Source organism: Agrobacterium sp. P15N1-A (assembly GCF_044626815.1).
GTDB classification, from domain to species: Bacteria; Pseudomonadota; Alphaproteobacteria; order Rhizobiales; family Rhizobiaceae; genus Agrobacterium; species Agrobacterium leguminum.
This window is the reverse complement of the sequence record NZ_JBIUPF010000001.1, coordinates 509,556-532,938: the sequence shown is the minus strand read 5'-3', so window position 1 is coordinate 532,938 and position 23,383 is coordinate 509,556. Positions and strand designations below refer to the sequence as shown.

At 60.6% G+C, this 23,383-nt stretch carries 23 protein-coding genes; 8 read left to right on the top strand and 15 right to left on the bottom strand.

Translation table 11 applies throughout. The features are described 5' to 3' along the window. The first annotated feature begins 123 nt into the window (after positions 1 to 123). The gene (locus ACIK7D_RS02590; protein WP_400155545.1) at positions 124 to 1,884 is read left to right on the top strand and encodes a peptidoglycan D,D-transpeptidase FtsI family protein; all 1,761 of its coding nucleotides are present in this window, start codon (positions 124 to 126) and stop codon (positions 1,882 to 1,884) included. A gap of 54 nt (positions 1,885 to 1,938) precedes the next feature. Here the strand turns inward: ACIK7D_RS02590 and rarD are convergent, their stop codons facing one another. The 14 genes from rarD to alr all read right to left on the bottom strand — a co-directional run bounded on the left by rarD (position 1,939) and on the right by alr (position 14,102). Next, entirely contained in the window at positions 1,939 to 2,847 is a 909-nt protein-coding gene (gene rarD, locus ACIK7D_RS02585; RefSeq protein WP_149146662.1) for an EamA family transporter RarD, read from the bottom strand. 216 nt (positions 2,848 to 3,063) lie between these two features. Next, positions 3,064 to 4,020, bottom strand: coding sequence for a prolyl aminopeptidase (gene pip / locus ACIK7D_RS02580; protein WP_400155544.1), 957 nt, complete (start codon positions 4,018 to 4,020; stop codon positions 3,064 to 3,066). Then, positions 4,017 to 4,502, bottom strand: a complete 486-nt coding sequence (locus ACIK7D_RS02575) for a GFA family protein (RefSeq protein WP_400155543.1) — start codon at positions 4,500 to 4,502, stop codon at positions 4,017 to 4,019. Before ACIK7D_RS02575 ends, pip begins: the two co-directional genes overlap by 4 nt. Further along, entirely contained in the window at positions 4,499 to 4,963 is a 465-nt protein-coding gene (locus ACIK7D_RS02570; RefSeq protein ID WP_400155542.1) for a GFA family protein, read from the bottom strand. The genes ACIK7D_RS02575 and ACIK7D_RS02570 overlap by 4 nt, the downstream gene beginning before the upstream one ends. After that, the gene (locus ACIK7D_RS02565; RefSeq protein ID WP_400155541.1) at positions 4,963 to 5,436 is read right to left on the bottom strand and encodes a GFA family protein; all 474 of its coding nucleotides are present in this window, start codon (positions 5,434 to 5,436) and stop codon (positions 4,963 to 4,965) included. Before ACIK7D_RS02565 ends, ACIK7D_RS02570 begins: the two co-directional genes overlap by 1 nt. Next, positions 5,433 to 5,741 carry an endonuclease domain-containing protein gene (locus ACIK7D_RS02560; RefSeq protein ID WP_400155540.1) on the bottom strand — a complete coding sequence of 103 codons (309 nt, stop codon included), beginning with the start codon at positions 5,739 to 5,741 and terminating at the stop codon, positions 5,433 to 5,435. The genes ACIK7D_RS02565 and ACIK7D_RS02560 overlap by 4 nt, the downstream gene beginning before the upstream one ends. Before the next feature lie 315 nt (positions 5,742 to 6,056). Beyond that, positions 6,057 to 7,442 (bottom strand): cysteine--tRNA ligase, encoded by a 1,386-nt coding sequence (cysS, locus tag ACIK7D_RS02555; protein ID WP_127757619.1) that lies wholly within the window; start codon positions 7,440 to 7,442, stop codon positions 6,057 to 6,059. A 217-nt stretch (positions 7,443 to 7,659) separates the two neighbouring features. Further along, on the bottom strand, positions 7,660 to 8,418 hold the full coding sequence (locus tag ACIK7D_RS02550) for an SDR family NAD(P)-dependent oxidoreductase (RefSeq protein WP_262535071.1): 759 nt from the start codon (positions 8,416 to 8,418) through the stop codon (positions 7,660 to 7,662). A 146-nt stretch (positions 8,419 to 8,564) separates the two neighbouring features. Continuing rightward, positions 8,565 to 10,073, bottom strand: a complete 1,509-nt coding sequence (gene purF, locus ACIK7D_RS02545; RefSeq protein ID WP_003520704.1) for an amidophosphoribosyltransferase — start codon at positions 10,071 to 10,073, stop codon at positions 8,565 to 8,567. A 139-nt stretch (positions 10,074 to 10,212) separates the two neighbouring features. Next, entirely contained in the window at positions 10,213 to 10,800 is a 588-nt protein-coding gene (locus tag ACIK7D_RS02540; RefSeq protein WP_035261832.1) for a CvpA family protein, read from the bottom strand. A gap of 89 nt (positions 10,801 to 10,889) precedes the next feature. Continuing rightward, positions 10,890 to 12,296: a DNA repair protein RadA gene (gene radA, locus ACIK7D_RS02535; RefSeq protein WP_003520708.1), complete on the bottom strand. Its 1,407-nt coding sequence runs from the start codon at positions 12,294 to 12,296 to the stop codon at positions 10,890 to 10,892. A gap of 6 nt (positions 12,297 to 12,302) precedes the next feature. Continuing rightward, positions 12,303 to 12,593 (bottom strand): type II toxin-antitoxin system RelE/ParE family toxin, encoded by a 291-nt coding sequence (locus tag ACIK7D_RS02530; protein WP_142169811.1) that lies wholly within the window; start codon positions 12,591 to 12,593, stop codon positions 12,303 to 12,305. Next, positions 12,550 to 12,861, bottom strand: a complete 312-nt coding sequence (locus ACIK7D_RS02525; protein ID WP_020810635.1) for a type II toxin-antitoxin system ParD family antitoxin — start codon at positions 12,859 to 12,861, stop codon at positions 12,550 to 12,552. Before ACIK7D_RS02525 ends, ACIK7D_RS02530 begins: the two co-directional genes overlap by 44 nt. Before the next feature lie 65 nt (positions 12,862 to 12,926). Beyond that, the gene (gene alr, locus ACIK7D_RS02520; protein WP_400155539.1) at positions 12,927 to 14,102 is read right to left on the bottom strand and encodes an alanine racemase; all 1,176 of its coding nucleotides are present in this window, start codon (positions 14,100 to 14,102) and stop codon (positions 12,927 to 12,929) included. A gap of 86 nt (positions 14,103 to 14,188) precedes the next feature. Here alr and ACIK7D_RS02515 point away from each other — a divergent pair, with 86 nt between their 5' ends. The 4 genes from ACIK7D_RS02515 to ACIK7D_RS02500 all read left to right on the top strand — a co-directional run bounded on the left by ACIK7D_RS02515 (position 14,189) and on the right by ACIK7D_RS02500 (position 18,070). Further along, a complete protein-coding gene (locus ACIK7D_RS02515) occupies positions 14,189 to 15,046 on the top strand; it encodes an AraC family transcriptional regulator (RefSeq protein WP_065654096.1) in 858 nt (285 codons plus the stop codon). 137 nt (positions 15,047 to 15,183) lie between these two features. Further along, complete coding sequence (locus ACIK7D_RS02510; protein WP_080817287.1) at positions 15,184 to 15,888, top strand: AzlC family ABC transporter permease; 705 nt, start codon at positions 15,184 to 15,186, stop codon at positions 15,886 to 15,888. Beyond that, a complete protein-coding gene (locus ACIK7D_RS02505) occupies positions 15,885 to 16,187 on the top strand; it encodes an AzlD family protein (RefSeq protein WP_127757615.1) in 303 nt (100 codons plus the stop codon). The genes ACIK7D_RS02510 and ACIK7D_RS02505 overlap by 4 nt, the downstream gene beginning before the upstream one ends. A 188-nt stretch (positions 16,188 to 16,375) precedes the next feature. After that, positions 16,376 to 18,070: an ABC transporter ATP-binding protein gene (locus ACIK7D_RS02500; protein WP_400155538.1), complete on the top strand. Its 1,695-nt coding sequence runs from the start codon at positions 16,376 to 16,378 to the stop codon at positions 18,068 to 18,070. A gap of 64 nt (positions 18,071 to 18,134) precedes the next feature. Here ACIK7D_RS02500 and ACIK7D_RS02495 read toward each other — a convergent pair whose 3' ends face one another. Next, positions 18,135 to 19,631, bottom strand: coding sequence for a replicative DNA helicase (locus tag ACIK7D_RS02495; protein WP_400155537.1), 1,497 nt, complete (start codon positions 19,629 to 19,631; stop codon positions 18,135 to 18,137). Between the two features lie 312 nt (positions 19,632 to 19,943). Here ACIK7D_RS02495 and ACIK7D_RS02490 point away from each other — a divergent pair, with 312 nt between their 5' ends. Genes ACIK7D_RS02490 through ACIK7D_RS02480 form a run of 3 tightly spaced genes read left to right on the top strand, consistent with a single transcriptional unit; the run spans position 19,944 to position 23,231 of the window. Beyond that, positions 19,944 to 20,399, top strand: a complete 456-nt coding sequence (locus ACIK7D_RS02490; protein WP_400155536.1) for a MarR family winged helix-turn-helix transcriptional regulator — start codon at positions 19,944 to 19,946, stop codon at positions 20,397 to 20,399. After that, a complete protein-coding gene (locus ACIK7D_RS02485) occupies positions 20,396 to 22,144 on the top strand; it encodes an MFS transporter (RefSeq protein ID WP_400155535.1) in 1,749 nt (582 codons plus the stop codon). The genes ACIK7D_RS02490 and ACIK7D_RS02485 overlap by 4 nt, the downstream gene beginning before the upstream one ends. Positions 22,145 to 22,163: 19 nt before the next feature. Beyond that, positions 22,164 to 23,231 carry an HlyD family secretion protein gene (locus ACIK7D_RS02480; protein ID WP_400155534.1) on the top strand — a complete coding sequence of 356 codons (1,068 nt, stop codon included), beginning with the start codon at positions 22,164 to 22,166 and terminating at the stop codon, positions 23,229 to 23,231. Positions 23,232 to 23,383 lie beyond the last annotated feature (152 nt).

Genomic DNA, 23,383 nt, shown 5'->3' with positions numbered 1-23,383 from the left:
TTAACGGCGGCATCGCTCCGCCCTCTCTTTTCATGGCCCCGCGACTGATCCTGTGCCAGCCTCAATAAGGCGTTGGTGTCGCGGAATTCGTTTCGCCGCCATGAGAGTGGGTGTCATCGGGAAATGATTGCTTTTGTGGTGCGGCTCAAAAGCCGGGCGCATTTTATTGTTCAGAGAAATTCCGCGCGGGGCAGGGAGGCGCTCCTCGGTTCCGCCGCCCGCCGCAGGGTCGATGCGCGCATGAGGCTCGGCATCGTGATCGCCGTCTTCGCTGTCATCTATGGCGTCGTCGCCGCGCGTCTCGTCCAATATGGTCTTGCCGAACCGGTGGCGACCGCATGGATCAATACCGGCGCCAACGCCGTCGCCTCCCGGCCGGATATTGTCGATCGCAACGGCACGCTTCTGGCGACCGATCTCAACATGGTCTCGCTTTATGCGGATCCGCGCCGGATCGTCGATCCGGATGAGGTGGTGGAGAAACTCGCGACCGTTATTCCCAATCTCGACTGGCGTGAAACGCACCGCCGGTTGCGTTCGGATACCGGCTTTCAATGGCTGCGACGCCAGCTGACGCCCCGGCAGCAGGCGGATATTCTCAATCTCGGCATACCGGGCATCGGCTTCCGGCCGGAAAAGCGAAGGTTTTATCCGGGTGGTCCCACCGCTTCGCATATTATCGGCCACGTCAATGTCGACAATCAGGGGCTTGCCGGCATGGAGCGTTACCTCGACCAGCAGGGTCTGGCCGATCTTCGCGCTGTGGGTCTTGCCAGCGACGCACCGCTGGAGCCGGTGCGTCTCTCCATCGATCTGAGGGTGCAGAACATCGTCCGCGAAGTGGTCGTGAAGGCGAAAAGCGCCTATCAGGCCGAAGCGGCAGGCTCTGTGATCCTCGATGTTGAGACAGGCGAGGTGCTGGCCATGGCCTCCGTGCCGGATTACGATCCGAACGAACCTTCCCGCACCCTTGCCGATGGCAGCATAGACAAGGAGTACGAAAAGGGCTGGTTCAACCGGATGAGCAACGCCACCTTCGAGATGGGATCCACCTTCAAGAGCTTCACCCTCGCCATGGGGCTGGATGCCGGGGCGATCACGCTGGGTTCGGTGGTGGATGCGTCGCGGCCGATCCGCATGGGCGGCTTCACCATCAAGGATTTCAAGGGCCGGAACCGGCCGCTCTCCATTCCGGAAGTGTTTCAATATTCATCGAATATCGGCACGGCGGCGGTGGCCGACAGGGTCGGCGTCGAAGGCCATCAGCAGTTCCTGACGAAGCTCGGGCTTCTCACCCGGATGGACACGGAAATGCCGGGCGTTGCCACGCCCACCCAGCCGAGAAACTGGAAGAAGATCAATTCCGTCACCATCTCCTTCGGCCACGGCGTCGCCACCACCCCGTTGCAGACGGCGGTGGCGGCTGCCGCGCTGATCAATGGCGGCAACCTGATTTCGCCGACCTTCCTGCCACGTTCGAAAGAGGCCGCCGCATCGCTCGCGCGCACCGTCATCAACGACAGGACGAGCGCCGATATGCGTTACCTGTTCAATTGGAACGGCATCAAGGGTTCCGGCCGTGGCGCGCAGGTGGAAGGATTTCATGTTGGCGGCAAGACCGGAACCGCCGACAAAGTGATCAATGGCCGTTACGCCAAGGATATCAATTTCAACGCCTTCGTGGCCGGTTTTCCCATGCACAAGCCCAAATATGTCGTGCTGACGATGATCGACGCCCCGAGAACCGGCGTGAACGGCGGGCGCACGGCGGCCTCCACCGCAGCCCCCATGACCCGCGAAATCATCGCCCAGACGGCGGGCCTTCTCGGGGTCAAACCGCGTTTCGGTTACGATGCCAACCCGCAATTGCTGGTGGATTATTGACGCCACCTCTCCTCATTCCCGTGATGAGCAAAGGAATGAGGGAAGCAGCCCGGATTAGCGCTTGAGCCGCAGCAGGCTGGAGCCGGTATAGATCGCCAGCGCCACCCAGATCATCGCAAAGGCCGCCATGCGCACCATGTCGAACGGCTCCTTGAAGATGAAGATGGCGATGAGGAAGATCATCGTCGGCGCGATATATTGCATGATGCCGATGGTTGACAGCCGCAGCAGTTTCGCGCCATTGCCATAGAGGATGAGCGGAACGGCCGTAATGAGCCCGCTTGCCGCCAGAAGCCAGGTATCGGCGGAATTGCCGCCCATGAAATGCGCCTGTCCGCTGAAGGCAAGCCAGATCATCACCAGCACGGCGGGAATGGACAGAAGCATGACTTCCAGCAGGAAGCCCTGCGTCGCGCCAATCGGCAAAGTTTTGCGGAAAAAGGCGTAAAAACCCCAGGACACGGTGAGTGCGATGGACACCCAGGGCAGGCTGCCCGCATGCCAGGTGAGGATGGCCACCGCCAGCGCCACGAGGCCGATGGCGGCGATCTGGGCCGGATAGAGCTTTTCCTTGAGGAGAACCGCACCGAGGAAAATGCTGAACAGCGGATTGATGAAATAGCCAAGCGCGGCATCGAGCGCGCGGCCTGCGCCGATCGCCCAGATATAGACGCCCCAGTTGATGCTGATGAGGATGGCCGTCAGGCTGGCCATGGCCAGCATCTTCGGGGTTCTGAGCGCGGTTCTGATTTCCGCCGTGCGTCCGAGCGCAATCAGCACGACAGCCGCAATCGGCACCGACCAGACGACGCGATGGACGATGACCTCGATCGGCGAAATATGCGCAACCGCCTTCATGTAAAAGGGAAGGAACCCCCAGAGCAGATAAGCGGAAAGCGCGAAAGCGAAACCGCGCGCGCTGTCGCCGCCCTCCTGGGCCGGGAGCGATTTGTCGAGTGCCATGGGGAGTACCGCCAATTGTTCGGATGGGGATTTATAACGGATCGCCACAGCAGCGGCCAATTCATTTCCGTGAAGGGTTCATGAGAAAAACTGCATGAATAAAAGGCGCGCTGCCCTTGAAATGGGCGGCCCCGCGACGGGAGGAAATGATCCGCGCAGGAAGCCCTGCGTGAATCATTGTCTTATCCGTCCGTTACAAGGCGCTGAAAGGACTGGTTATTTCCCGGCGAAACGGTCGTTGGCGCGAATTAGTCGGTCAAGAATGCCCGGCTCGCTCATCGCATGTCCGGCCGCCTCGATGATGTGGAAATCCGCCTTCGGCCAGGCCTTGGCCAGCTGCCAGGCATATTTCAGCGGGCAGGGCATGTCATAACGTCCATGCACGATGACGCCGGGGATATCCCGGAGTTTGCCGGCGTCTCGCAGCAATTGCTCTTCCTCCAGCCAGCCGCTATTGACGAAGAAGTGGTTCTCGATGCGGGCGAAAGCGATGGCGTATTTGTCCTCGCCAAAATCCTCGATCCGGTCGGGATCGCTGACGAGCGAGATGGTCGCCCCTTCCCACTGGCTCCATGCCTTGGCGCATTCGAGCTTCTTCGCCTCGTCGGTGCCGGTGAGATAGCGGTTATAAGCCTGCATCATCTCGCCGCGTTCGGCTTGCGGGATGGGCGCGATGAATTTTTCCCACTGATCCGGATACATTTCGGAAACGCCGAACTGGTAATACCAGTCCAGTTCCGGTCTTGTGACGGTATAAATGCCGCGCAGAACCAGCTCGCTGACACGCTCGGGATGGGTCTCGGCATAGGCGAGCGCCAGCGTCGAGCCCCAGGAGCCGCCGAAAACCAGCCATTTTTCGAAACCGCAGAGTTCGCGCAGCCTTTCGATATCGGCAACCAGATGCCATGTGGTGTTGGCTTCAAGCTCCGCATGCGGCGTGGAGCGACCGCAGCCACGCTGATCGAACAGGATGACGTCGTAGAGTGCGGGATCGAAGACACGGCGATGCGTGGGATTGACGCCACCGCCGGGGCCGCCATGCAGGAAAACCGCCGGTTTTCCACCCCGTGTGCCCACCCGTTCCCAATAGATCGTGTGGCCGTCGCCGACATCGAGCATGCCGGTCTCGAAAGGTTCGATCTCGGGGTAAAGGCCGCGCAATTCTTCGGTCATGGGTCATCATCCTTCGCTGGCCATTCGGCCGTATCATGGTCCGGGTGCTGGTAATTGTTCACCCGAGGGGGAGGGCTATCCGTTGCAGGTTCCGGCTCGACCGGCAAGCCATCGAGTGCGCCGAACCAGTGCATTTTGCCGGTGAGATTGGATTGCGCCTCGGGCCTTACCCGCTGCGGCTCGTCCAGCGAACCGAGGGCGATATTGATGAAACCGGCGCCCGGCATGTCGTAGAACAGCGGCGTGCCGCATCGGCCGCAGAAGCCGCGACGCACGTGATCGGAGGACTGGAACCACGCTGCTTCGCCGCGGGTCATTTCAAACTGCGTAAGCGCGCTTGCGGCAAGCGGCATGAAATAATTGCCCGATGCCTTCTGGCACATGCGGCAATGGCATAGATGCGGATAACGAAGACCGCCCCCTATCCGATAACGCACCGCGCCGCATTGGCATCCGCCGCTGAAACCCTCTGCTCCGCTCATGCGCGACCGTCTTCCGGCGGCCAGACCTGCGTGTCGTGATCCGGGTGCTGATAGGAGGTGATCTCCGCCTCGTCCACGCCCTGTCCCACGGTCGGCTTGCCGAACAGCTGCTCGATCCACGGCATCCGCTTGTGGAAATTGACCTGCACCTGCGGTTCGATCAGCTCGGGCTCATCGAAAGCGCCGATGGCGATCTCCACGCCGCCGGGATAATGATAGGTCAGCGGCGTGCCGCATTTGTTGCAGAAACCGCGATGGATTTTTGCCGAGGAGCGGAAGAGGGCAGGCTGGCCGCGCGTCCAGGTCAGATGCGCCTGATCGGCGCTGACCAGCGCGCCGAAGAAATTGCCGAAATGTTTCTGGCACATGCGGCAATGGCAGATGGAGGCCCGGCCGAGCTTGCCCGCATGGAGACGCACGGCGCCGCACTGGCAGCCGCCGGAAAATCCCGCTTCGCTCATCATCTGTTCTCCGGTGGCCAGTTTTCGGTGTCGTGGTCGGGATGCTGGTAGGAAACCAGATCTGCGAGATAGTCCACCTGCGTCAGGTCGTCCTCGGTGGCAACGGCAGGCAGCGTGTGAAGCGTGTCGACGAAATCGATCTTGCGCTCCACGCCCCACTGAATGGTTGGTGGCAGCGCGGCCGGATTGTCAAAAGCCCCGGCCGCCACCGCCACACCGTCAGGCGCCTCATAGGTGAGCGGCGTTCCGCATTCGGGGCAGAAACCGCGCTTAACGACGCTGGAGGACTGGAAACGTTTCGGCTCTCCCCGGGTCCATTCAAACTCCACGCCGCGCACCGAAACCAGTGGCGCGTAATAGGCCCCGAAAGCCTTCTGGCACATGCGGCAATGGCAGATGGAACTGTCTTTCAGTTCACCGATAGCGCGAAAACGGATCGCGCCGCACTGGCATCCGCCTGTATATGTCGTCATGGTCGGTCCTCCTTCACCGTTCGGATAATGTGGAGACAGACATTGTCTATGTCTCTGAGGATATCCTCGTTCCAGAAACGGAGGACTGTCCAGCCGAGTTCCTCAAACGTGCGTGTTCTCTCTTGGTCATAGGCTGCCGCAGCGTCGTCCGTGTGCTGAAACCCGTCCAGTTCGACAATGATCTTATGCGAGGGGCAAGCGAAATCAACGATATATCCGGCAACCGGCAGCTGGCGTCTGAAAGCCATACCTTCAAGACGATGAGCGCGGACGGCGTTCCAGAACTTCAGTTCTGCATCGGTCATGGCCTTTCGCATCTGCCGGGCATGTGACCGATGTTGAGGATTGACCTTGGCGTGGGGCACGGGATGCTCGCGGCTTGATGGGATGCCGCGAGATTGGAGCATGGCGTGGTCGAAAGCAAGGGCGTGTCGTGGGGCTTACCCCCCTCTGCCCTGCCGGGCATCTCCCCCTCAAGGGGGGAGATCAACAGGAGGCGCTACCTCAACTTCACCCTTAAGCGTTGAGATGGTCAAGGCCGAGCCACAGATCGATCTCCCCCCTTGAGGGGGAGATGCCCGGCAGGGCAGAGGGGGTAAGCCCCAAGCCGAAGCAGCAAATTACCGCTTCAACTCCCACGTCGTCGTCCGCTCGCCCGTCTCCTTGTCCTTGCCATCCTTCAGCTGAATGCCCTTCTCCGAAAGCTCGTCGCGAACACGATCCGCCTCCGCAAAGTTCTTCGCCTTCAACATTTCCAGACGCAATTGCACCAGCGCATCGACAGCCGAAACGATGGCCTCATCCATTTCCGCCTTCTTCGGCAGGACACCCAGCAGGGCGGCGCTGGCCGCAAAGGCGGGCAGCCTGGATGGGTCCAGATTGGCGGCGTGGGCCAGCGCATGCAGCGCCTGCACGGCGGCAACCGTGTTGAGATCGTCGGCAAGCGCTTCGAGCACGGTTTCATCCGGTGCAGCATCGGATGCTTCCGCCGCCGGCCACTTGGCGAGCAGACGTTCGGCCTCTTCCAGACGCTTCACGGAAAAATCGATCGGCTCGCGATAATGCGTCATCAGCATGGCAAGGCGCAGAACCTCGCCCGGCCATTTCCGGCCGCCGAATTTCTCCGTGTGCAGCAATTCGTAGATCGTCACGAAGTTGCCCTCGGACTTCGACATCTTGCGGCCTTCCACCTGCACGAAGCCGTTATGCATCCACACATTGGCCATGACATGCGTGCCGTTGGCGCAGCGCGATTGCGCGATTTCGTTCTCATGGTGCGGGAAAATGAGGTCGAGCCCGCCGCCATGAATATCGAAGACCTCGCCGAGATATCGGCCGGACATGGCCGAGCATTCGATGTGCCAGCCCGGACGGCCGCGACCCCAGGGGCTTTCCCAGCCCGGCTCATTGTCCGAGGACAGTTTCCACAGCACGAAATCGCCGGGGTTCTTCTTGTGGGCTTCCACCGCCACGCGCGCGCCCGCCTGCTGCTCGTCCAGCGGTCGCTTGGAAAGCTGGCCATAATCGGCCATCGAGCGGGTATCAAACAACACCTCTCCGCCAGCCGTATAGGCATGGCCGCGGGCGATCAGCTTCTCGATGAGGTCGATCATCTCCGCGATGTAGTCGGTGGCGCGCGGTTCGACGGTCGGCGGAAGGCAGCCGAGCGTGGCCACATCCTCATGGAACTGGTCTGCGGTCTTTTTCGTCACCGCGTGAATGGCGTCATTCAGCGGCAGATGCGGATAATCCCTCAGCGCCCGCGCGTTGATCTTGTCGTCGAGATCCGTGATGTTGCGGGCATAGGTCACATGGGTCTCGCCATAGACGTGGCGCAGCAGCCGGTAGAGAACATCAAACACGATGACCGGGCGCGCATTGCCGATATGGGCAAAATCATAGACCGTCGGACCGCATACATACATGCGCACATTGTCAGCGTCGATCGGCGCAAATTCCGCTTTTTCGCGTGTGAGTGTATTGTGAAATTTCAGGCGCAAGGACATGCGGCAGTTCCCTAAAGGCAGAATATTATCCTGGCCGGAACGTTTATCTTTCTTGACCTTGCGGGAGACGAAAACGATCTGGCCGGTGGCGAACCAGCAAAAAAAATCTCAGCAGCAGGTGCAGATCATCGTTCTCATGTCTTGCTTTATGGCGCGGCGGTGCGGCCCGGTCAAGAGCAACCGTGGTGGCCGCACCGCCGCTCCGAGCGGAAAATATTCACTCCGGCTGGCGGTAATCCACGAATTTTCCCTCGCGCACGAGGAAGAGTTTGCCGGTTTCGGTCAGATCGGGCGAGGCGAGCGGAAGAATGGCTGCAGCCACCTCTGACGGATGCGGCACGGTGGCCGGGTCTTCGCCGGGCATGGCCTGCGCACGCATCGCCGTGCGTGTCGCACCGGGATTGATGCTGTTGACGCGAAGCGCGCTCTTCTGCGTTTCCGCTGCCCAGGTGCGGGCCAGCGCTTCGACTGCCGCCTTGGAGGTGGAATAGACACCCCAGAAGGGGCGACAGCTATGGGCGGCGCCCGAAGACAGGATCAGTGCGCGGCCGGCATCCGATTTCAGAAGCAGCGGCTCGACCGAACGGATCAGCCGCCAGGTGGCGGTGACGTTGATGTTCATGACCCTTTCGAAGACTTTCGCCTCGATATGGCCAACCGGCGAGATGACGCCGAGAACGCCGGCATTGGCAACCAGAATATCGAGCTTGCCCCAGCGCTCGAAGATATTCGCGCCCAGCGCATCGATGGCTTTCATGTCGGAGAGATCGAAGGGAACCAGCGTCGCCGTGCCGCCGACAGCCTTGATGGCGTCGTCCAGCTCCTCAAGGCCGCCCACCGTGCGGGCGCAGGCGATGACATGCGCGCCGGCCCTGGCGAGTTCCAGCGCCGTGAAATAGCCGATGCCGCGCGAAGCGCCGGTAACGAGAGCGATGCGGCCCTTGAGATTGATGGTCCCCTTCAGATCGATAGTCATTGTCTCCCCCGAAATGATTGCGCTTCCTTCTACGAAGCGCCGCTGGCCTTTCGCAAGCGATCATATCGTCGCATGCGAGGGCCTGAACAAAAGGCAAGAAAAAAGCGGCCACCGGAAGCCGGATGGGCCGCTTTGTGTAAGGCGTATCAGCCGTTGCTAGCCAGCATGGAAATCTTGCTGCCCATCGCCTCGCCATTCTGGTCGAGAAGGCGGGTCGGATAGTCGCCGGTGAAATAATGGTCGGTAAATTGCGGACGGGCCGGGTTGCGGTTTTCGCCGCCCACCGCACGGTAAAGCCCGTCGATGGACAGGAAGGCCAGCGAATCGGCACCGATATATTTCGCCATCGCCTCGACATCGGCGTATTGGTTGGCGAGCAGCTTGTCTGCGTCCGGCGTGTCGATGCCGTAGAAATCCGGATGGAAGATCATCGGGCTGGCGACGCGGATATGAACTTCCTTGGCGCCCGCCTCGCGGATCATCTGCACGATCTTCACCGAGGTCGTGCCGCGCACGATGGAATCGTCCACCAGCACCACACGCTTGCCTTCGATCATCGCCCGGTTGGCCGAATGCTTCAGCTTGACGCCGAAAGCGCGAATCTGCTGTGTCGGCTCGATGAAGGTGCGGCCGACATAATGGTTGCGGATGATGCCGTATTCGAAAGGAATACCGCTTTCCTGCGCAAAACCGAGTGCTGCCGGCGTGCCGCCATCGGGAACCGGAACCACCACATCGGCTTCCAGCGGTGCTTCCTTGGCAAGGTTCATGCCCATGTTCTTGCGCGTCGTGTAGACGTTGCGGCCGCCGACGACGGAATCGGGACGGGCGAAATAGACATATTCGAACAGGCAGAGACGCTCCGGCTGCGGCTTCGAAGGCTTGCGCGCATCGATGGTGATCGAACCGTCCGGCTGGATTTCGCAGATGATGACTTCGCCGTTTTCAACGTCGCGGACGAACTTCGCACCGATGATGTCGAGAGCGCAGGTTTCCGAGCAGAAGATCGGCTTGCCATCAAGCTCGCCCATGACCAGCGGGCGGATGCCGATAGGATCGCGGGCGGCGATCAGCTTGGTGCGCGTCATCGCCAGCATCGAATAACCGCCTTCCATCTGGCGGATGGCGTCGATGAAGCGATCGGCGGTGGAGGAGTGGCGCGAGCGGGCGATGAGGTGCAGCACGACTTCGGTATCCGACGTCGACTGACAGATGGCGCCGGTGGCGATGATCTGGCGGCGAAGCGTCAGGCCATTGGTGAAATTGCCGTTATGGGCAATGGAAATGCCGCCTTCTTCCAGCTCGGCAAACAGCGGCTGCACGTTGCGCATCGCCACTTCGCCTGTCGTCGAATAACGGGTGTGGCCAATGGCGATGGAGCCGGGCAGGCGGGCAAGAGTTGCCGGATCGGTATAATGATCGCCGACGAGGCCCATATGGCGTTCCTGATGGAAGCGTTTGCCATCGAAGGAGACGATGCCCGCCGCTTCCTGGCCGCGATGCTGAAGCGCATGCAGGCCGAGAGCGGTCAGCGCCGAGGCGTCGGCATGGCCGAGAATGCCGAACACGCCGCATTCTTCATGCAGCGTGTCGCCGTCGATCTCTTCCTTGAAAGTGGCCCCAGGGAACGGGGAATGCGAAAGCGGCTCAATCATCCGGCTTGCCCTTGCTCTCTACCGAGAAAAAAAGAAAGACCTCTCCGGTGAGTATTTCCCCCGGTCGGTCCGTCTGTGTCGTGCTTGATATTTAGCACAAATAGCGCGCCTTGCATGCATTGCAAGGCGCGACACTGTGTCAATTATTCGTTGCCGGCGGATTTGTTGCCGGCACATCTTCCGCAGGCGCCTGCGTGGCTGCCGGCTCCTGTGGTTTTCCGAGGATGCGGGCGCGGATCTGCGGCTCGATATCGTCGGGCAGAACCGCTTCCAGCTTGCCCACCAGCCCATCGAGGAAGGGCTTGGACTTCGCCTGTGTGACCCATTCCGGCTGCGTCTTCACATCCACCAGCCAGTTCCAGAAGGCGACCGCGACGACCAAAAGCAGAATGCCGCGCGCCGCGCCGAACAGGAAACCGAGCGTGCGATCCAGCGCGCCGATGCGGCTGTCGATGATGAAATCGGCTATGCGCGAGGTGATGAAGGAAATCACGATCAGCGAAACGAGGAAAACCACGCCCGCCGAACCGGCAATGGCGATCTTGTCGTCATCGGTATAGTTGCGCGCATAGGGCAGCAGGACCGGATAGAGATAATAGGCGGCGGCGACCGAACCGCCCCAGCTCGCAATCGACAGAATCTCGCGTGAAAAACCGCGCACCATTGCAAGAAGGGCGGAGAAAAGAACAACGGCGATGACGATGCCGTCGAAAATTGTAATGGGCATATACCAACTCCGGAGGTGCGACGCCTTGTCAGACGCTGCCTTGCCAATTTTGCGATCCTCTTACACCACTGTTTCCCTTGGCGAAAGGATCAATATTCGTCGTCCTCAACCTGTTTGAACCGGTTGCCGGAGCCGGCGATGCGGGCCACGAGGTCCGGAAGGCTTTCGATTTCCGTCCAGCGCCCCTTGCCGCCTTTCGGCAATTCAGCCGAAGCAGAAGGCAGAAGTGCGGCGGAAAAGCCGAGTTTTTCAGCTTCTTTCAATCGCTGGCCCGTATGCGAGACCGGCCGCACCGCGCCCGACAGGCTGATTTCGCCGAAATAAACACAATCGGCGGGCAGGGCAAGACCGGCAAGCGAGGAAACGAGCGCCGAGGCAATCGCCATATCGGCGGCCGGTTCGGAAATACGGTAGCCGCCCGCGACATTCAGATAGACATCATGCTGGCCGAGCTTCACGCCGCAATGGGCCTCCAGTACGGCCAGAATCATGGCGAGGCGGGAACTGTCCCAGCCGACCACGGCGCGACGCGGCGTACCCAGCGAAGTGGCGGCGACCAGCGCCTGCACCTCGACAAGCACGGGCCGCGTGCCCTCGATGCCGGCAAAAACCGCAGCACCCGGCGACTTTTCGTTGCGCTCGCCGAGAAACAGTTCGGAGGGGTTGGAGACTTCCCGTAGACCGCGATCCGACATTTCGAAAACGCCGATTTCATCGGTCGGCCCGAAGCGATTCTTGACGGTGCGCAGGATGCGATGGTGATGTCCCCGGTCGCCTTCGAAATAAAGCACGGCATCGACCATGTGCTCGACCACGCGCGGACCGGCGATCTGGCCTTCCTTGGTGACGTGGCCGACCAGCACCATGGTCGCGCCCGTCTGTTTGGCAAACCGGATCATCGCCTGCACACCGGTGCGCACCTGCGTCACCGTGCCGGGGGCGGAATCGGCCGTATCGCTCCACAGTGTCTGGATGGAATCGATGATGACGAGATCGGGTCGCTTGCCTTCGGAAATCGTCGCCAGAATATCCTCGACATTGGTTTCCGCCGCCAGCAGCACATCGGTTTCCGCAGCCCCGAGACGCTGCGCGCGCAGACGCACCTGCGCCACCGCCTCTTCGCCCGAGACATAGATGATGCGATGCCCGCGCCGCGAAAGGGCCGCTGCGGCCTGCATGAGGAGCGTCGACTTGCCGATGCCCGGATCACCGCCGATCAGAACCGCCGAACCGCGCACGAAACCGCCGCCGGTCGCCCGGTCGAGTTCGCTGATACCGGTCGGGATACGCGGCGCCTCTTCGATTTCACCGGAAAGCGAGGTGAGCGTGACGGGCCGGCCCTTCTTGGGCGTCTTGCCCGGCCCGGAGCCGATGCCGCCCATCGGGTCTTCCTCGACGATGGTATTCCATTCGCCGCAGCCTTCGCATTTTCCCGCCCAGCGGGTGTGAACCGTGCCGCAGTTCTGGCACACGAATTGGGTCTTGGCTTTGGCCATTTTGTGTCAGTTTTCTTCTTGTTTGAAATGGTCGGCGGAGATGTCTTGGTGGCCGTGAAGCACGCGCAGCACATACATTTTATTATCATCGACAATGAAATAGATGCATCGCTCACGATAAGGGAAAGCCCGCAAATTCGGCGCGAAACTGCGAGGTACGCCCGTTATCCCATATCGCGCCAGCGAGATCATTTTGCCGTTGATGTCGTCTAGAAAGCGTCTGGCGGCAACGGGATTGAATTGGGCAATGTAATTATGATCGGCCAGAAGATCGTTCAGCGCCTGTGCGGTGACCACTAGACGCCTTCGCTTCATTCTGCTCCTCCGCCAGCTTCATAATATGTGCGGTAAAATCGTCTGCACTGGAGAACTCCATAACCCGGCCAGCCTCCACATCATCAAGCCCTTCCTGAATCAGTCGTTGAAGCTCTACAAGCTTGCCTTCCCTGCTGCCCAGCAAACGCAGACCAGCTGAGACGACCGAATCCGCGTCCTTAAAGACGCCCGCCGCCACCTGCTCCTCGATGAACTTCTCGTCCTGCTCGCTCAAATGGATTTCGGGCATTTCGATCTCCTTTTGTTCTCTTCTAGCACAGGTCGCCGCAGCTTTCCAAGGGCTAAAGGCGCGGCTCAGTCGTCGGCCATCAGATATTGCCGTTCGTAACGCAGGCCAAGCCCCGTCAGCATCTCGTAGCCGATGGTGCCGGCCGCCCGCGCGGTCTCGTCGACAGGCACATTGGGACCGAAAAGCTCGATATAGTCGCCGGCACGGATGGCATTGGCCGGAACATCCGTCACGTCGAAAATGGTGAGGTCCATGGTCACGCGGCCGGCTACCGGCACCCTGTGGCCGTTGACGACGCCATAGGCGCCGCCATGGCCCATTTCGCGCAGCGGAATGCCGGAACCGGAAAGCGAACGCTGATATCCATCCGCATAACCCACGGAAGCGATGGCAAGGCGGCTGGCGCGCTTCAGCAGGAAAGTGCCGCCGTAACTCACGGTCTGGCCTTCGCCCGCTTCGCGAATCTGGATGATCCGCGCTTCGGCTGTGGCGACGGGCCGCATCGGGTTCGCCATGCCGTTGACCGCTTCGCCGCCATAAAGGGCGATGCCGGGGCGAGTGAGATCGAAATGATAGTCCGAGCCGAGGAAGATACCGGCGGAAGCCGACAGGCTCGATTCGATGCCTTCGAAAGCAGCGCTAACCTTTCGGAATGATTCGAGCTGGACCCTGTTCATCGGCGAGGAGGGTGTGTCGGCGCAGGCGAGGTGCGACAGCACCAGAACCGGGTCGAAACTTGCCGGCCGCGTCACGTCGTCAGCCAGAAACAGCGCGTCGTCGAGGGGCAGACCGAGGCGGTTGAAGCCCGTATCCACATGCAGCGCGCAGGGGTGATCGCCCCGCTCGGCAACCGTCGCCATCCAGAAGGAAAGCTGCTCCTCGGAGGCCAGAACCGGCACCAGATCATTGTCGAAAACCTGGCGTTCCTGGCCCTGCCAGATGCCTGACAGCACGAAGATACGCGCTTCCGGGGCATAGGAACGCAGGGTCGCACCCTCGGCCACCGTCGCCACGAAGAAATCTCGCGCGCCGGCATGGTAAAGCGTCGCCCCGCAATCCTCGATACCGAGACCATAGGCATCGGCCTTGACGACCGCCGCCGTCCGCGCCTTGCCGGACCGCCTCTTCATGTCACGCCAATTATCGGCGAGCGCGCCGAGATCGACGGTCAGCCTCAGCGGTGCGTGCTCGAAAATGTCGGTTTCGTTTTCGGGAAAGCTGTCTTCGAAGTCGTCTGTCATGCCATGCGTCCGGTTGATCTTGAACCGGTTTGGACCCTAGCACTTTTGTTCAAGACGGTAAGGATCGAATGTTTTAAACTCACGCTATGCACAATGTTTCGCAGGAACAGGCCATAGATGTCATGCCGATTGCGACGACGGAAACCACCCGTTTCTGGCGCGACAGGCGTTTTGGCGGCATGGAGTGCCTGAGCGCGACTTTTCTGACCCATGAATATTCGCCGCATGCGCATGATACCTTCTCGATCGGCGCCATCGAAAGCGGTTCGCAGATTTCCACCATTCAGGGCACCACCGAGCAGACGGGGCCGGGGCATCTTTATCTCATCAACCCGGATGAGGTTCACGATGGCGCACCGGGCGGCGGCGGTTATCGCTATCGGATGATCTATCCCGATATCGTCTTGCTGCGCGATATTATCGAGGATGTGACGGGCAGGGCCTTTCACGGCACGCCGTCTTTTCCAAGATTTCTGCCGCGCGATCCACAGATGGCGGCCGCCTTCCAGATGGCGCATCGGCGGCTGGAGGAGAAATCCGGCGCTCTGGAGGCGGATGAGGGCATGTTCTCGGTTCTCGCCGCCCTGTTCGGCAGGCACGGCAGCGCCATTATCCTGCCCGTCGAAACACGGGAGAAAACGGCGGTTTATACCGCTCGCGACTATCTTTCCGACAATTACGAGACCGATATCGGCCTGGAGGAACTGGCCTCCATCGCCGGTCTCAGCCGTGCGCACCTCATTCGCGCTTTCAGGAAAGAGTTTCACATCACCCCGCATGCCTATCTGACGGATGTGCGCATCCGCAGGGCGCGCCGGCTTCTGCGCGCCGGCGAGATGCCGGCCGAGGTAGCGGCAATGTGCGGTTTTGCCGACCAGGCGCATTTCACCCGGCATTTCAAGGCCCGCACCGGTGTCACACCGGGGCAGTTCCGGGTGGCCTGAGTTCAAAGCCCGCATTTCCGTTCGGAAATGCGACAAAAGAAAAGCGACGCTTCAGCAGAAAACCGCCTGACATCACTTTCGTTCAAGACCGAAGGATGTCGCAAGCGTAATCCCTCTCTTTCGAAAGGGAGAATGCGATGTCGATATCGGGAAAAGGCGCGGAATTCAGTGCGGGACTGCGGGCCGCCGCGCCATTGCTGGTTGCCATGGTGCCGATTGGCGTGGTCTTCGGTGCGGTCGCCATCGGCAAGGGCCTGTCGCCGCTCGAAGCCTCGTTGATGTCGCTGCTGGTCTTTGCCGGAGGTTCGCAATTCGTGGCGATGGATTTATGGACGCATCCGGCAAGCTGGAGCGCACTCGGCTTTGCGGCGCTGCTGGTCAATCTGCGCCATGTGCTGATGAGCGCCTCCATCGCCGGCAAGCTGGAGGATTTCAGGGGCTGGCGCAAATATGCCGCCATGCTGGTGCTGACGGATGAATCCTGGGCATTGTCCGAATTCCGCGTCATCGCCGGCAGGCTGACGGCGGCCTTTTTCACCGGTGCTGCGCTGTCGATCTATCTCGTCTGGAACCTCGCAACCCTTGCCGGCGCGCTGCTCGGCTCGGTGGTGGGGGATATGTCGGTCATCGGTCTGGATTTCGCCTTTCCCGCCGTCTTCATCGTGCTGCTCATGGGGTTCTGGAAGGGCAGGGAAACCGGCTTCGTGCTTCTGGCAAGCGCCGCCGCCGCCTGTCTCACCCACGCACTGGTTCCCGGCGCCTGGTATATCGCCGCCGGCGCGCTGGCGGGTCTCGCCGTCGCCGCCTTCGGCCACGAGGAACAGGCGGAGCAGCCGGCATGACGCTCGACCCGAATACGCTGCTGACAATTCTTGCCATGATGGCGGCAACCGTCGCCACGCGCCTTGGCGGCCTGTTGCTGGTCACTCATTTTACGCTGACACCGCGCCTGAAAAAGGCGCTCGGCGTGGTGCCGCCCGCCGTCCTGATGGCCGTGGTGACGCCGACGGCGCTCGCCAGCGGACCGGCGGAAACCATCGCCTGCGCGGTAACCGCCATCGCGGCGCTGCGCCTCAGCCTTCTGCCGGCCGCAACGCTCGGTGTTGCTGCCGTGGCGCTGCTGCGCGGAATCGGATTGTGAGGCAATCCGGTCAAACCGTTGAAAAGATTCCGTCCTTGGGAGCAGAACGGGCGGGACAGGGCGAAAACCCGTTCCATGCGCAATATTGAATGTGAACTGAAGACGATAGTCCGGACTTGAGCAAGCGCTTCCCAGCCGTTATCCAATGCCTGCCGTATCTTTCAAGCAGCGCCGGGCGGGAGAGAGTGATGACAGGCAATCGCGAAGTTGCATTCGGACCGCTTTCCCGAATCTATGCCGAAGACCTGAAGACGTCATGGCCGTCCATCACCTTTTTGCTGCTGACGATCCTGCTCGGGTCTGTTCTCGCCACCGCCGGGCCTTACGTGTTTTCCCGCCTGATCGACGATCTGCCGGATGCGCCGCTACAATGGATGCTCGGTTTTTCGCTCTATGCCGGCCTGACGGCGCTGGCGACGGGTATTCAGCGCTCCACGCAATATATGTCGGTCATCCATTCGGAGCGGCTGGAATATGTCGCGACCACGCGCTTCTTCGAGCGCATCGTCCATAAAAGACCGTCGTTCTTCAACGATCACAACCCGGCGGAAATTCAGGCTGCGCAGACAAGGGGCGCTTCGGCCGCCTCGGCGATCATGCAGATCGGCCTTATTTATTTCGTGCCGGGCATCGCCACGTTCCTGTTCAGCACCCTGTTGCTGGGAACGGTCCTCAGTGCGGATCTGGTCGCCATCGTCGTCGTTTACGGCGCGGCCTTCATTGCGCTCACGCTCGCTTCGAACCGCCTGACCACGCCTTTTCTGGAAAAGGCCATCGAAGCCGGGCAGGAGAATGCCGGTTTTGTCGGAAACGCCATCGGCATGATCGAGCCTTTGCGGCACACGGGCAGCACGGCGTGGATGAAGCGTCGCTTTGCGGATAATGCGGGCTCTATCTATCATAACTGGCGGCTTTATTCCCTGCGCCGGATCGGCTTCGTCTTCACCATCTCGCTGGCACTCGCCATGCAGATGGTCATCGGCTTTTATCTCCTGTTGCCGCGTTACGAGGCGGGAGCCCTGTCGATAGGCGATATCGTTCTCTTCAACACGCTTCTGCTTCAGCTCAACATGCCTTTTGAACTGATCGGGCAATCGATCAGCGAGGCGGTCCGATCCTTCGCCCACTTCGCGCCCTATGCCCGCATGTGGAATGCGCCGGAAGAGGAGGAACCGCCCCATGCCAACCCGCTGCAACTATCGGGCAAAGCGATAGAATTCGACGATGTGGGTTTTCGTTATGAAAACGGTCGCGGCGTCGAAGGCGTTTCTTTCACTGCAACGCCGGGGCGTCTGACCTTCATTACCGGCGAGACGGGTTCCGGCAAATCGACACTCTTCCGGCTTCTGCAGAAAACCATGGCGCCGCAATCGGGTCGTATCACCATCGACGGCACCGATCTGACCGCAATCGGTCGGGACGACTGGTTTGCCGTTGCCGGCATCGTTCCGCAGGAGGTGCAATTGCTGAACGATACGTTGCGCAGCAATGTCGTGCTCGGGCGGGTGCTGGATGAGGAAAAACTGCGCCGCTCGGCCGAGCGCGCCGCCATACTCGACAGGATAGAGGCGATGCCGGAGGGGTTCGATACGATTGTCGGGGAAAGGGGCCTGAAGCTTTCCGGTGGCGAGCGTCAGCGGGTTGCCATTGCCCGTGCGCTTTACGGTGAACCGTCCATTCTGCTGCTCGATGAGGCAAGCTCGGCGCTGGACGAGGAGACGGAGCGGGAAATCATGGACCAGTTAAGACGGGTCGACAGCGATATCACCATCATCGCCATCACCCACCGCCAGAGCAGCATCCGCGCCGGCGATCAGGTCATTGCATTGCCGAGCGGTACAATCGATGAATCGGCGTCTGAGGTGTCAGTCCCAAGCCATTGAAAAGATTCCGCCCCATCCTGAAGCAGGACGGGGCGTTTTTATCGATAGCCGGCGTTGCTGCGCCTCAATGTTCTTCGTACTGGCTGAAGCTCGGATCGGCCAGATCGGTAAAGCGGGTGAATTCGGACTGGAAGGCGAGCTTCACCGTGCCGGTCGGTCCGTGACGCTGCTTGGCGATGATGACGTCGGCCGTGCCTTTCACCTTGTCGAACAGGGCTTCCCATTCGGCATATTTGGGATCGGAAATATCGCGCGGCTCCATGTTCTTGACGTAATATTCCTCGCGGAACACGAAAAGCACCACGTCGGCGTCCTGCTCGATGGAGCCGGATTCACGCAGGTCGGAAAGCTGGGGGCGTTTGTCTTCGCGGCTTTCCACCGCACGGGAGAGCTGTGACAGCGCGATGATCGGAACGTTTAGTTCCTTGCCGAGCGCTTTCAGACCCGTGGTGATCTGGGTGATTTCCTGCACGCGGTTTTCGCCGCTCTTGCCGGAGCCGGTCATCAGCTGAACGTAGTCGACCACCAGAACATCGAGGCCGCGCTGGCGCTTCAGGCGGCGGGCGCGGGCGGAAAGCTGGGCAATCGAGATACCACCGGTCTGGTCGATATAAAGCGGCACCTTCTGCATCATCTGGGAGCAGGCGACGAGCTTTTCGAAATCGGCCTCGGTAATGTCACCGCGGCGGATTTTCGAGGAAGACACTTCGGTCTGCTCGGAAATGATACGGGTGGCGAGCTGTTCGGACGACATTTCGAGCGAGTAGAAGCCGACGACGCCGCCGTTTTTCGCCTTGTACGACCCGTCCGGCTGCACTTCCTGCTCATAGGATGCGGCGATATTGTAGGCGATGTTGGTCGCAAGCGAGGTCTTGCCCATACCCGGACGACCGGCAAGCACGATAAGGTCGGAACGCTGCAAACCGCCCATGCGGGCGTCGAGCGAATGAATGCCGGTGGAAATGCCGGAGAGATTGCCGTCGCGTTCGAAGGCGGCGCCCGCCATGTCGATCGCCAGCGCTACTGCATCGTTGAACGACTGGAAACCGCCATCGTAACGACCGGTTTCCGCCAGTTCGAACAGGCGGCGTTCGGTGTCTTCGATCTGTGCCTGCGGCGGCATGTCGAGCGGCGCGTCATAGGCGATGTTGACGACATCCTCGCCGATCTGGATCAGCGCGCGGCGCAGCGCCAGATCGTAGATCGCGCGGCCGTAATCTTCCGCGTTGATGATCGATACGGCTTCCGCCGCCAGACGTGCGAGATACTGCGCCACCGTCAGATCGCCGATCTTGTCGTCGGCGGGCAGGAAGGTCTTGATCGTCACCGGATTGGCGGTCTTGCCCATGCGGATGATATCGCCCGCCACCTCGAAAATCTTGCGGTGCAGCGGTTCGTAAAGATGCACGGGCTTCAGAAAGTCCGACACGCGGTAATAGGCGTCGTTATTGACGAGGATGGCGCCGAGCAGCGCCTGTTCGGCCTCGATGTTGTTCGGCGCTTCGCGGTAGTGCAGTTCCGCCGGTTGCGCGGGGGTGATCTTTCTCACAGCGTCGTTCATGGTTTGCGCGATCTCCCTTTGCCTTTGTCCTTGAACCTCGGGTTTGGCTTCCTGGGGCATGGCAGTCAATGATAATGTTGCAACACTCTATGGCAGGCTGACGTCCGCTCTGCGAAGCTCGATCACTTCTTCAGTTGTCCCCAGCAATCCACAGGCGGGTTGGGGACAAGGTGCCGGATCCCTCCGGCAAGGTGATTCGCTGCCATGAGTTTATCGCATGGCAGACCCGGCGTGAAAGAAACTTGAAAATCGTCAGTCTTACGAATAAATAGGCAGAAAATAAGTAGTGTGCTAATTATAAGGCTTGCTGACATGTCCCGCGAGACCGACAAGGAACAGCTTCTGGATGAAGTCTCCGCCTTCACCCGCAAACTGCGCGCGTTTTTCGATGCGCGGGTGGGGGAGGGCGGGCTGACGCTTGCACGGGCGCGCGCTCTTTTTGCGCTCTCGCGTCGTGGACCGCTGACGCAGACCGAGCTTGCCGAGGAAATGGAAATCGAAACGCCGACGCTGGTGCGGGTGCTCGATGGCATGGAGAAACAGAACCTCATCGAACGCCGTTCCGATGAGAACGACCGCCGCGCCAAACGCATCCACATGACGGCGGAAGGGGAAAAAACCTCCGAGACGGTGCAGGCGATGGCGAAATCGCTGCGCTCCGAGATTGCCGCCGATATTTCCTCACAGGAACTGGCCATGGCGCTTGATGTCATGCGCCGGCTTTCGGCCAATCTGCAAAATCTGGCGGCGGGGAGGGCGCAATCGTGAGCACCCTCATACCGCAAACCGCTGACAAGGCCGTTTCCCAGGATGCCGAAGGGACCGCCAAACCCGCCGACCTTCCGGAAGAGGCAGCGACGCCGATGAGCGCTTCCGGCACGGGCGAAGCCGTGTCGGAACCTGCCGCCGCCGCCGCACCTCAGCTCGTTGAGCGGCCGCTCTGGCTGCGGCTGTGTTTCATCTTCGCTGGCCTGTCGTTCTTCATCACGCAAGGCCTCGGCATGAACCTCGTCATGGCCAATATCTACCAGTTGCAGGGCGAGTTTTCCGCCACCGTGGCCGAGGTCGCCTGGCTCTCCGCAGCCTATATGGCGCCCTATGCCACCTTTTCCATCGCGCTGTTCAAGGTCCGGGCGCAATATGGCCTGCGGCCCTTTGCCGAAGTTTCGATTATCGTGTTTGTCGTCGCTTCCTGTCTCAACCTGTTCGTGACAGACCTGCATTCGGCAATCGTTATCCGTTTTGTCAGTGGCATGGCAGCCGCACCGATCTCGTCGCTCGGCTTTCTCTATATTCTGGAGGCCTTTCCGCCTGCGCGGAAATTCTCGCTCGGTTTCAGCATAGCGCTGACCGGTACGTTGCTGTCGGCGCCGCTCGCGCGCATCGTCTCGCCATCCCTCTTGGAAATCGACGGCTGGAATGCGCTCTATTCCATGGAAGTGGGATTCGCGCTGATCGCTTTCGCCATGATCTATGTGCTGAAAGTCACCCCGCCGCCGCGCGCGAAAGTTATCGAGCGCATGGATATTCTGAGCTATCTTCTGTTTGCGGGTGGTCTCGGCTGTCTGGCGGTCATGCTCACGCTCGGCCGGTTCTACTGGTGGTTCGAAACCTGGTGGCTGGGCGTCCTTCTGGCGACGTCGATCGCACTTCTGACCCTCATGGCTTTCATCGAATTGCCGCGCAAGAACCCGCTGCTAGACCTGCGCTGGATTTTCTCGAAAACCAACCTGCACATTATTGCGGTCCTGCTCGTCTACCGTGCGGTTTCCTCCGAGCAATCTTCAACGGCGGTCAGCTTCTACCAGCAACTTGGCCTGCTGAACGAGCAGACGACGACACTTTATGCACTTGTGCTGTTGGCGACTATTCTCGGCGGTGCGGCCTGTGCGTGGCTGATGCTCACGAAATACGTCGATACCGCCCACGTGATTGCGCTGGCGCTGATCGCCGCCGGTTCGTTCATGGATAGCCAGTCCAACAATCTGACGCGGCCGGGTGAGATGTATCTCAGCCAGATGATGATTGCCTTTGGCGCGGCCATGTTCCTGCCGCCCGTCATGGCCAAGGGTTTTGCCGCCGCTCTGGCCCGGGGTGCGCCCTATCTGGTGAATTTCATTACCATCTTCCTGTTCACCCAGATCACCGGTTCGATGTTGATGACCGGCCTGCTCGGCAGTTTCGTGACGCTGCGGGAGAAATTCCACTCCAATATTCTGGTGGAAAATATCCTGCTCACCAATCCCGTGGTCGCCCAGCGCGTCTCGCAGCTTTCCGGCGCTTACAGCCATGTCATCACCGATCCGGCGTTGCTGAAGGCCGAGGGGCTGTCGCTGCTTGGCCAGCAGGTCAGCAGGGAGGCCTATGTGCTTGCCTATAATGACACGTTCCTGCTGATTTCCGTCGTCTCTGCGCTGGCGCTGGCCACGCTTTTGATCCACCTTGCATGGCTGCGCATCCGCCCTTTCCTTTTCCGGGAAGAAATCGATGCCGCACCGGCACCACAGTCTTGAACATTCCAAGAGTGACAAAATGCTGAAGAAGTTTTTTACCCCCGTTTCCATTCTCGTGCTGCTCGGCGGTCTCGCTGGCGTGGCGCTGGTGCTTTACGCCTGGCGGCTGCCGCCGTTCCTTTCCACCGTCGAAATGACCGACAACGCCTTCGTGCGTGGTTATGTCACGACGATGAGCCCGCAGGTGAGCGGCTATGTGGTGGACGTGCCGGTGAAGGACTATCAGGAGGTCAAGCAGGGTGCGCTGCTGGCGAAGATCGATGACCGCATCTACCGCCAGAAGCAGGCGCAGGCGGAAGCAACGCTCGATACGCAGAAGGCGGCACTCGATAATTCCCGCCAGCAGGAAAATGCGGCCAATGCCAATATTCTTTCCAGCCAGGCGGCGGTTGACAGCGCGCAGGCCTCGCTGAAACAGGCGCAGCTCGCATCCGACCGTCAGGATAATCTCATCAAGAGCGGTGTGGGAACCTCCAGCCTCCAGGAAGAGGCCCATGCCGCGCTCGAAAAGGCGCGGGCGTCGCTCTCGCAGGCCAAGGCGGCGCTTGAGGTTTCGCGGCAGGATCTACAAACCATCATCGTCAACCGCAGCTCGCTGCAGGCGGCCGTCGCCAACGCTGAAGCGGCGGTCGAACTTGCCCGGATCGACCTTGCCAATACCGAAATCCACGCGCCCGTGGATGGCAGGCTCGGCGAAGTCGGCGTCCGAACCGGCCAATATGTCACCGCCGGAACGCAACTGATGGCCGTGGTGCCGCATGACGTCTGGGTTATCGCCAATTTCAAGGAAACTCAGCTTGCGGGCATGCAGGTCGGCCAGCCGGTGACGATCGCCGTGGATGCGCTGCATCGCCGCAAGCTTACCGGCCATGTGGAACGGTTCTCTCCCGCCACCGGCTCGGAATTCGCCGTCATCAAGCCGGATAATGCGACGGGCAATTTCGTAAAGATCGCCCAGCGCCTCGGCGTGCGTATCGCGATCGATGCCGATCAGCCGCTGGCGGCGGATCTGTCGCCCGGCATGTCGGTGGTGGTGCATGTGGATAAGAGCGTGGCGCCCGAGGGGGCGCAGACGGCGGAGAAGTAGTCGGGCGTGGAGTTTGCCGAGAGGCACCCCCCTCTGTCCTGCCGGACATCTCCCCCTCACGGGGGGAGATCGGCAAGGCGGGCCTGCATCGCCAAAATCGCAACGTTGAGGTGGTCGAACGGTAGCCACGATTCGATCTCCCCCCTTGAGGG

Excerpts from the sequence above, each read along its gene's own strand:
- rarD (WP_149146662.1), bottom strand. The coding sequence starts at position 2,847 with ATGGCACTCGACAAATCGCTCCCGGCCCAGGAGGGCGGCGACAGCGCG.
- pip (WP_400155544.1), bottom strand. The coding sequence starts at position 4,020 with ATGACCGAAGAATTGCGCGGCCTTTACCCCGAGATCGAACCTTTCGAG.
- ACIK7D_RS02590 (WP_400155545.1), top strand. The coding sequence starts at position 124 with ATGATTGCTTTTGTGGTGCGGCTCAAAAGCCGGGCGCATTTTATTGTT.
- ACIK7D_RS02480 (WP_400155534.1), top strand. The coding sequence starts at position 22,164 with ATGCTGAAGAAGTTTTTTACCCCCGTTTCCATTCTCGTGCTGCTCGGC.
- ACIK7D_RS02495 (WP_400155537.1), bottom strand. The coding sequence starts at position 19,631 with ATGAACGACGCTGTGAGAAAGATCACCCCCGCGCAACCGGCGGAACTG.
- alr (WP_400155539.1), bottom strand. The coding sequence starts at position 14,102 with ATGACAGACGACTTCGAAGACAGCTTTCCCGAAAACGAAACCGACATT.
- ACIK7D_RS02575 (WP_400155543.1), bottom strand. The coding sequence starts at position 4,502 with ATGAGCGGAGCAGAGGGTTTCAGCGGCGGATGCCAATGCGGCGCGGTG.
- ACIK7D_RS02515 (WP_065654096.1), top strand. The coding sequence starts at position 14,189 with ATGCACAATGTTTCGCAGGAACAGGCCATAGATGTCATGCCGATTGCG.
- ACIK7D_RS02510 (WP_080817287.1), top strand. The coding sequence starts at position 15,184 with ATGTCGATATCGGGAAAAGGCGCGGAATTCAGTGCGGGACTGCGGGCC.
- ACIK7D_RS02570 (WP_400155542.1), bottom strand. The coding sequence starts at position 4,963 with ATGAGCGAAGCGGGATTTTCCGGCGGCTGCCAGTGCGGCGCCGTGCGT.
- ACIK7D_RS02525 (WP_020810635.1), bottom strand. The coding sequence starts at position 12,861 with ATGCCCGAAATCCATTTGAGCGAGCAGGACGAGAAGTTCATCGAGGAG.
- ACIK7D_RS02490 (WP_400155536.1), top strand. The coding sequence starts at position 19,944 with ATGTCCCGCGAGACCGACAAGGAACAGCTTCTGGATGAAGTCTCCGCC.
- ACIK7D_RS02540 (WP_035261832.1), bottom strand. The coding sequence starts at position 10,800 with ATGCCCATTACAATTTTCGACGGCATCGTCATCGCCGTTGTTCTTTTC.
- ACIK7D_RS02505 (WP_127757615.1), top strand. The coding sequence starts at position 15,885 with ATGACGCTCGACCCGAATACGCTGCTGACAATTCTTGCCATGATGGCG.
- purF (WP_003520704.1), bottom strand. The coding sequence starts at position 10,073 with ATGATTGAGCCGCTTTCGCATTCCCCGTTCCCTGGGGCCACTTTCAAG.
- ACIK7D_RS02550 (WP_262535071.1), bottom strand. The coding sequence starts at position 8,418 with ATGACTATCGATCTGAAGGGGACCATCAATCTCAAGGGCCGCATCGCT.
- ACIK7D_RS02565 (WP_400155541.1), bottom strand. The coding sequence starts at position 5,436 with ATGACGACATATACAGGCGGATGCCAGTGCGGCGCGATCCGTTTTCGC.
- ACIK7D_RS02500 (WP_400155538.1), top strand. The coding sequence starts at position 16,376 with ATGACAGGCAATCGCGAAGTTGCATTCGGACCGCTTTCCCGAATCTAT.
- ACIK7D_RS02560 (WP_400155540.1), bottom strand. The coding sequence starts at position 5,741 with ATGACCGATGCAGAACTGAAGTTCTGGAACGCCGTCCGCGCTCATCGT.
- cysS (WP_127757619.1), bottom strand. The coding sequence starts at position 7,442 with ATGTCCTTGCGCCTGAAATTTCACAATACACTCACACGCGAAAAAGCG.
- radA (WP_003520708.1), bottom strand. The coding sequence starts at position 12,296 with ATGGCCAAAGCCAAGACCCAATTCGTGTGCCAGAACTGCGGCACGGTT.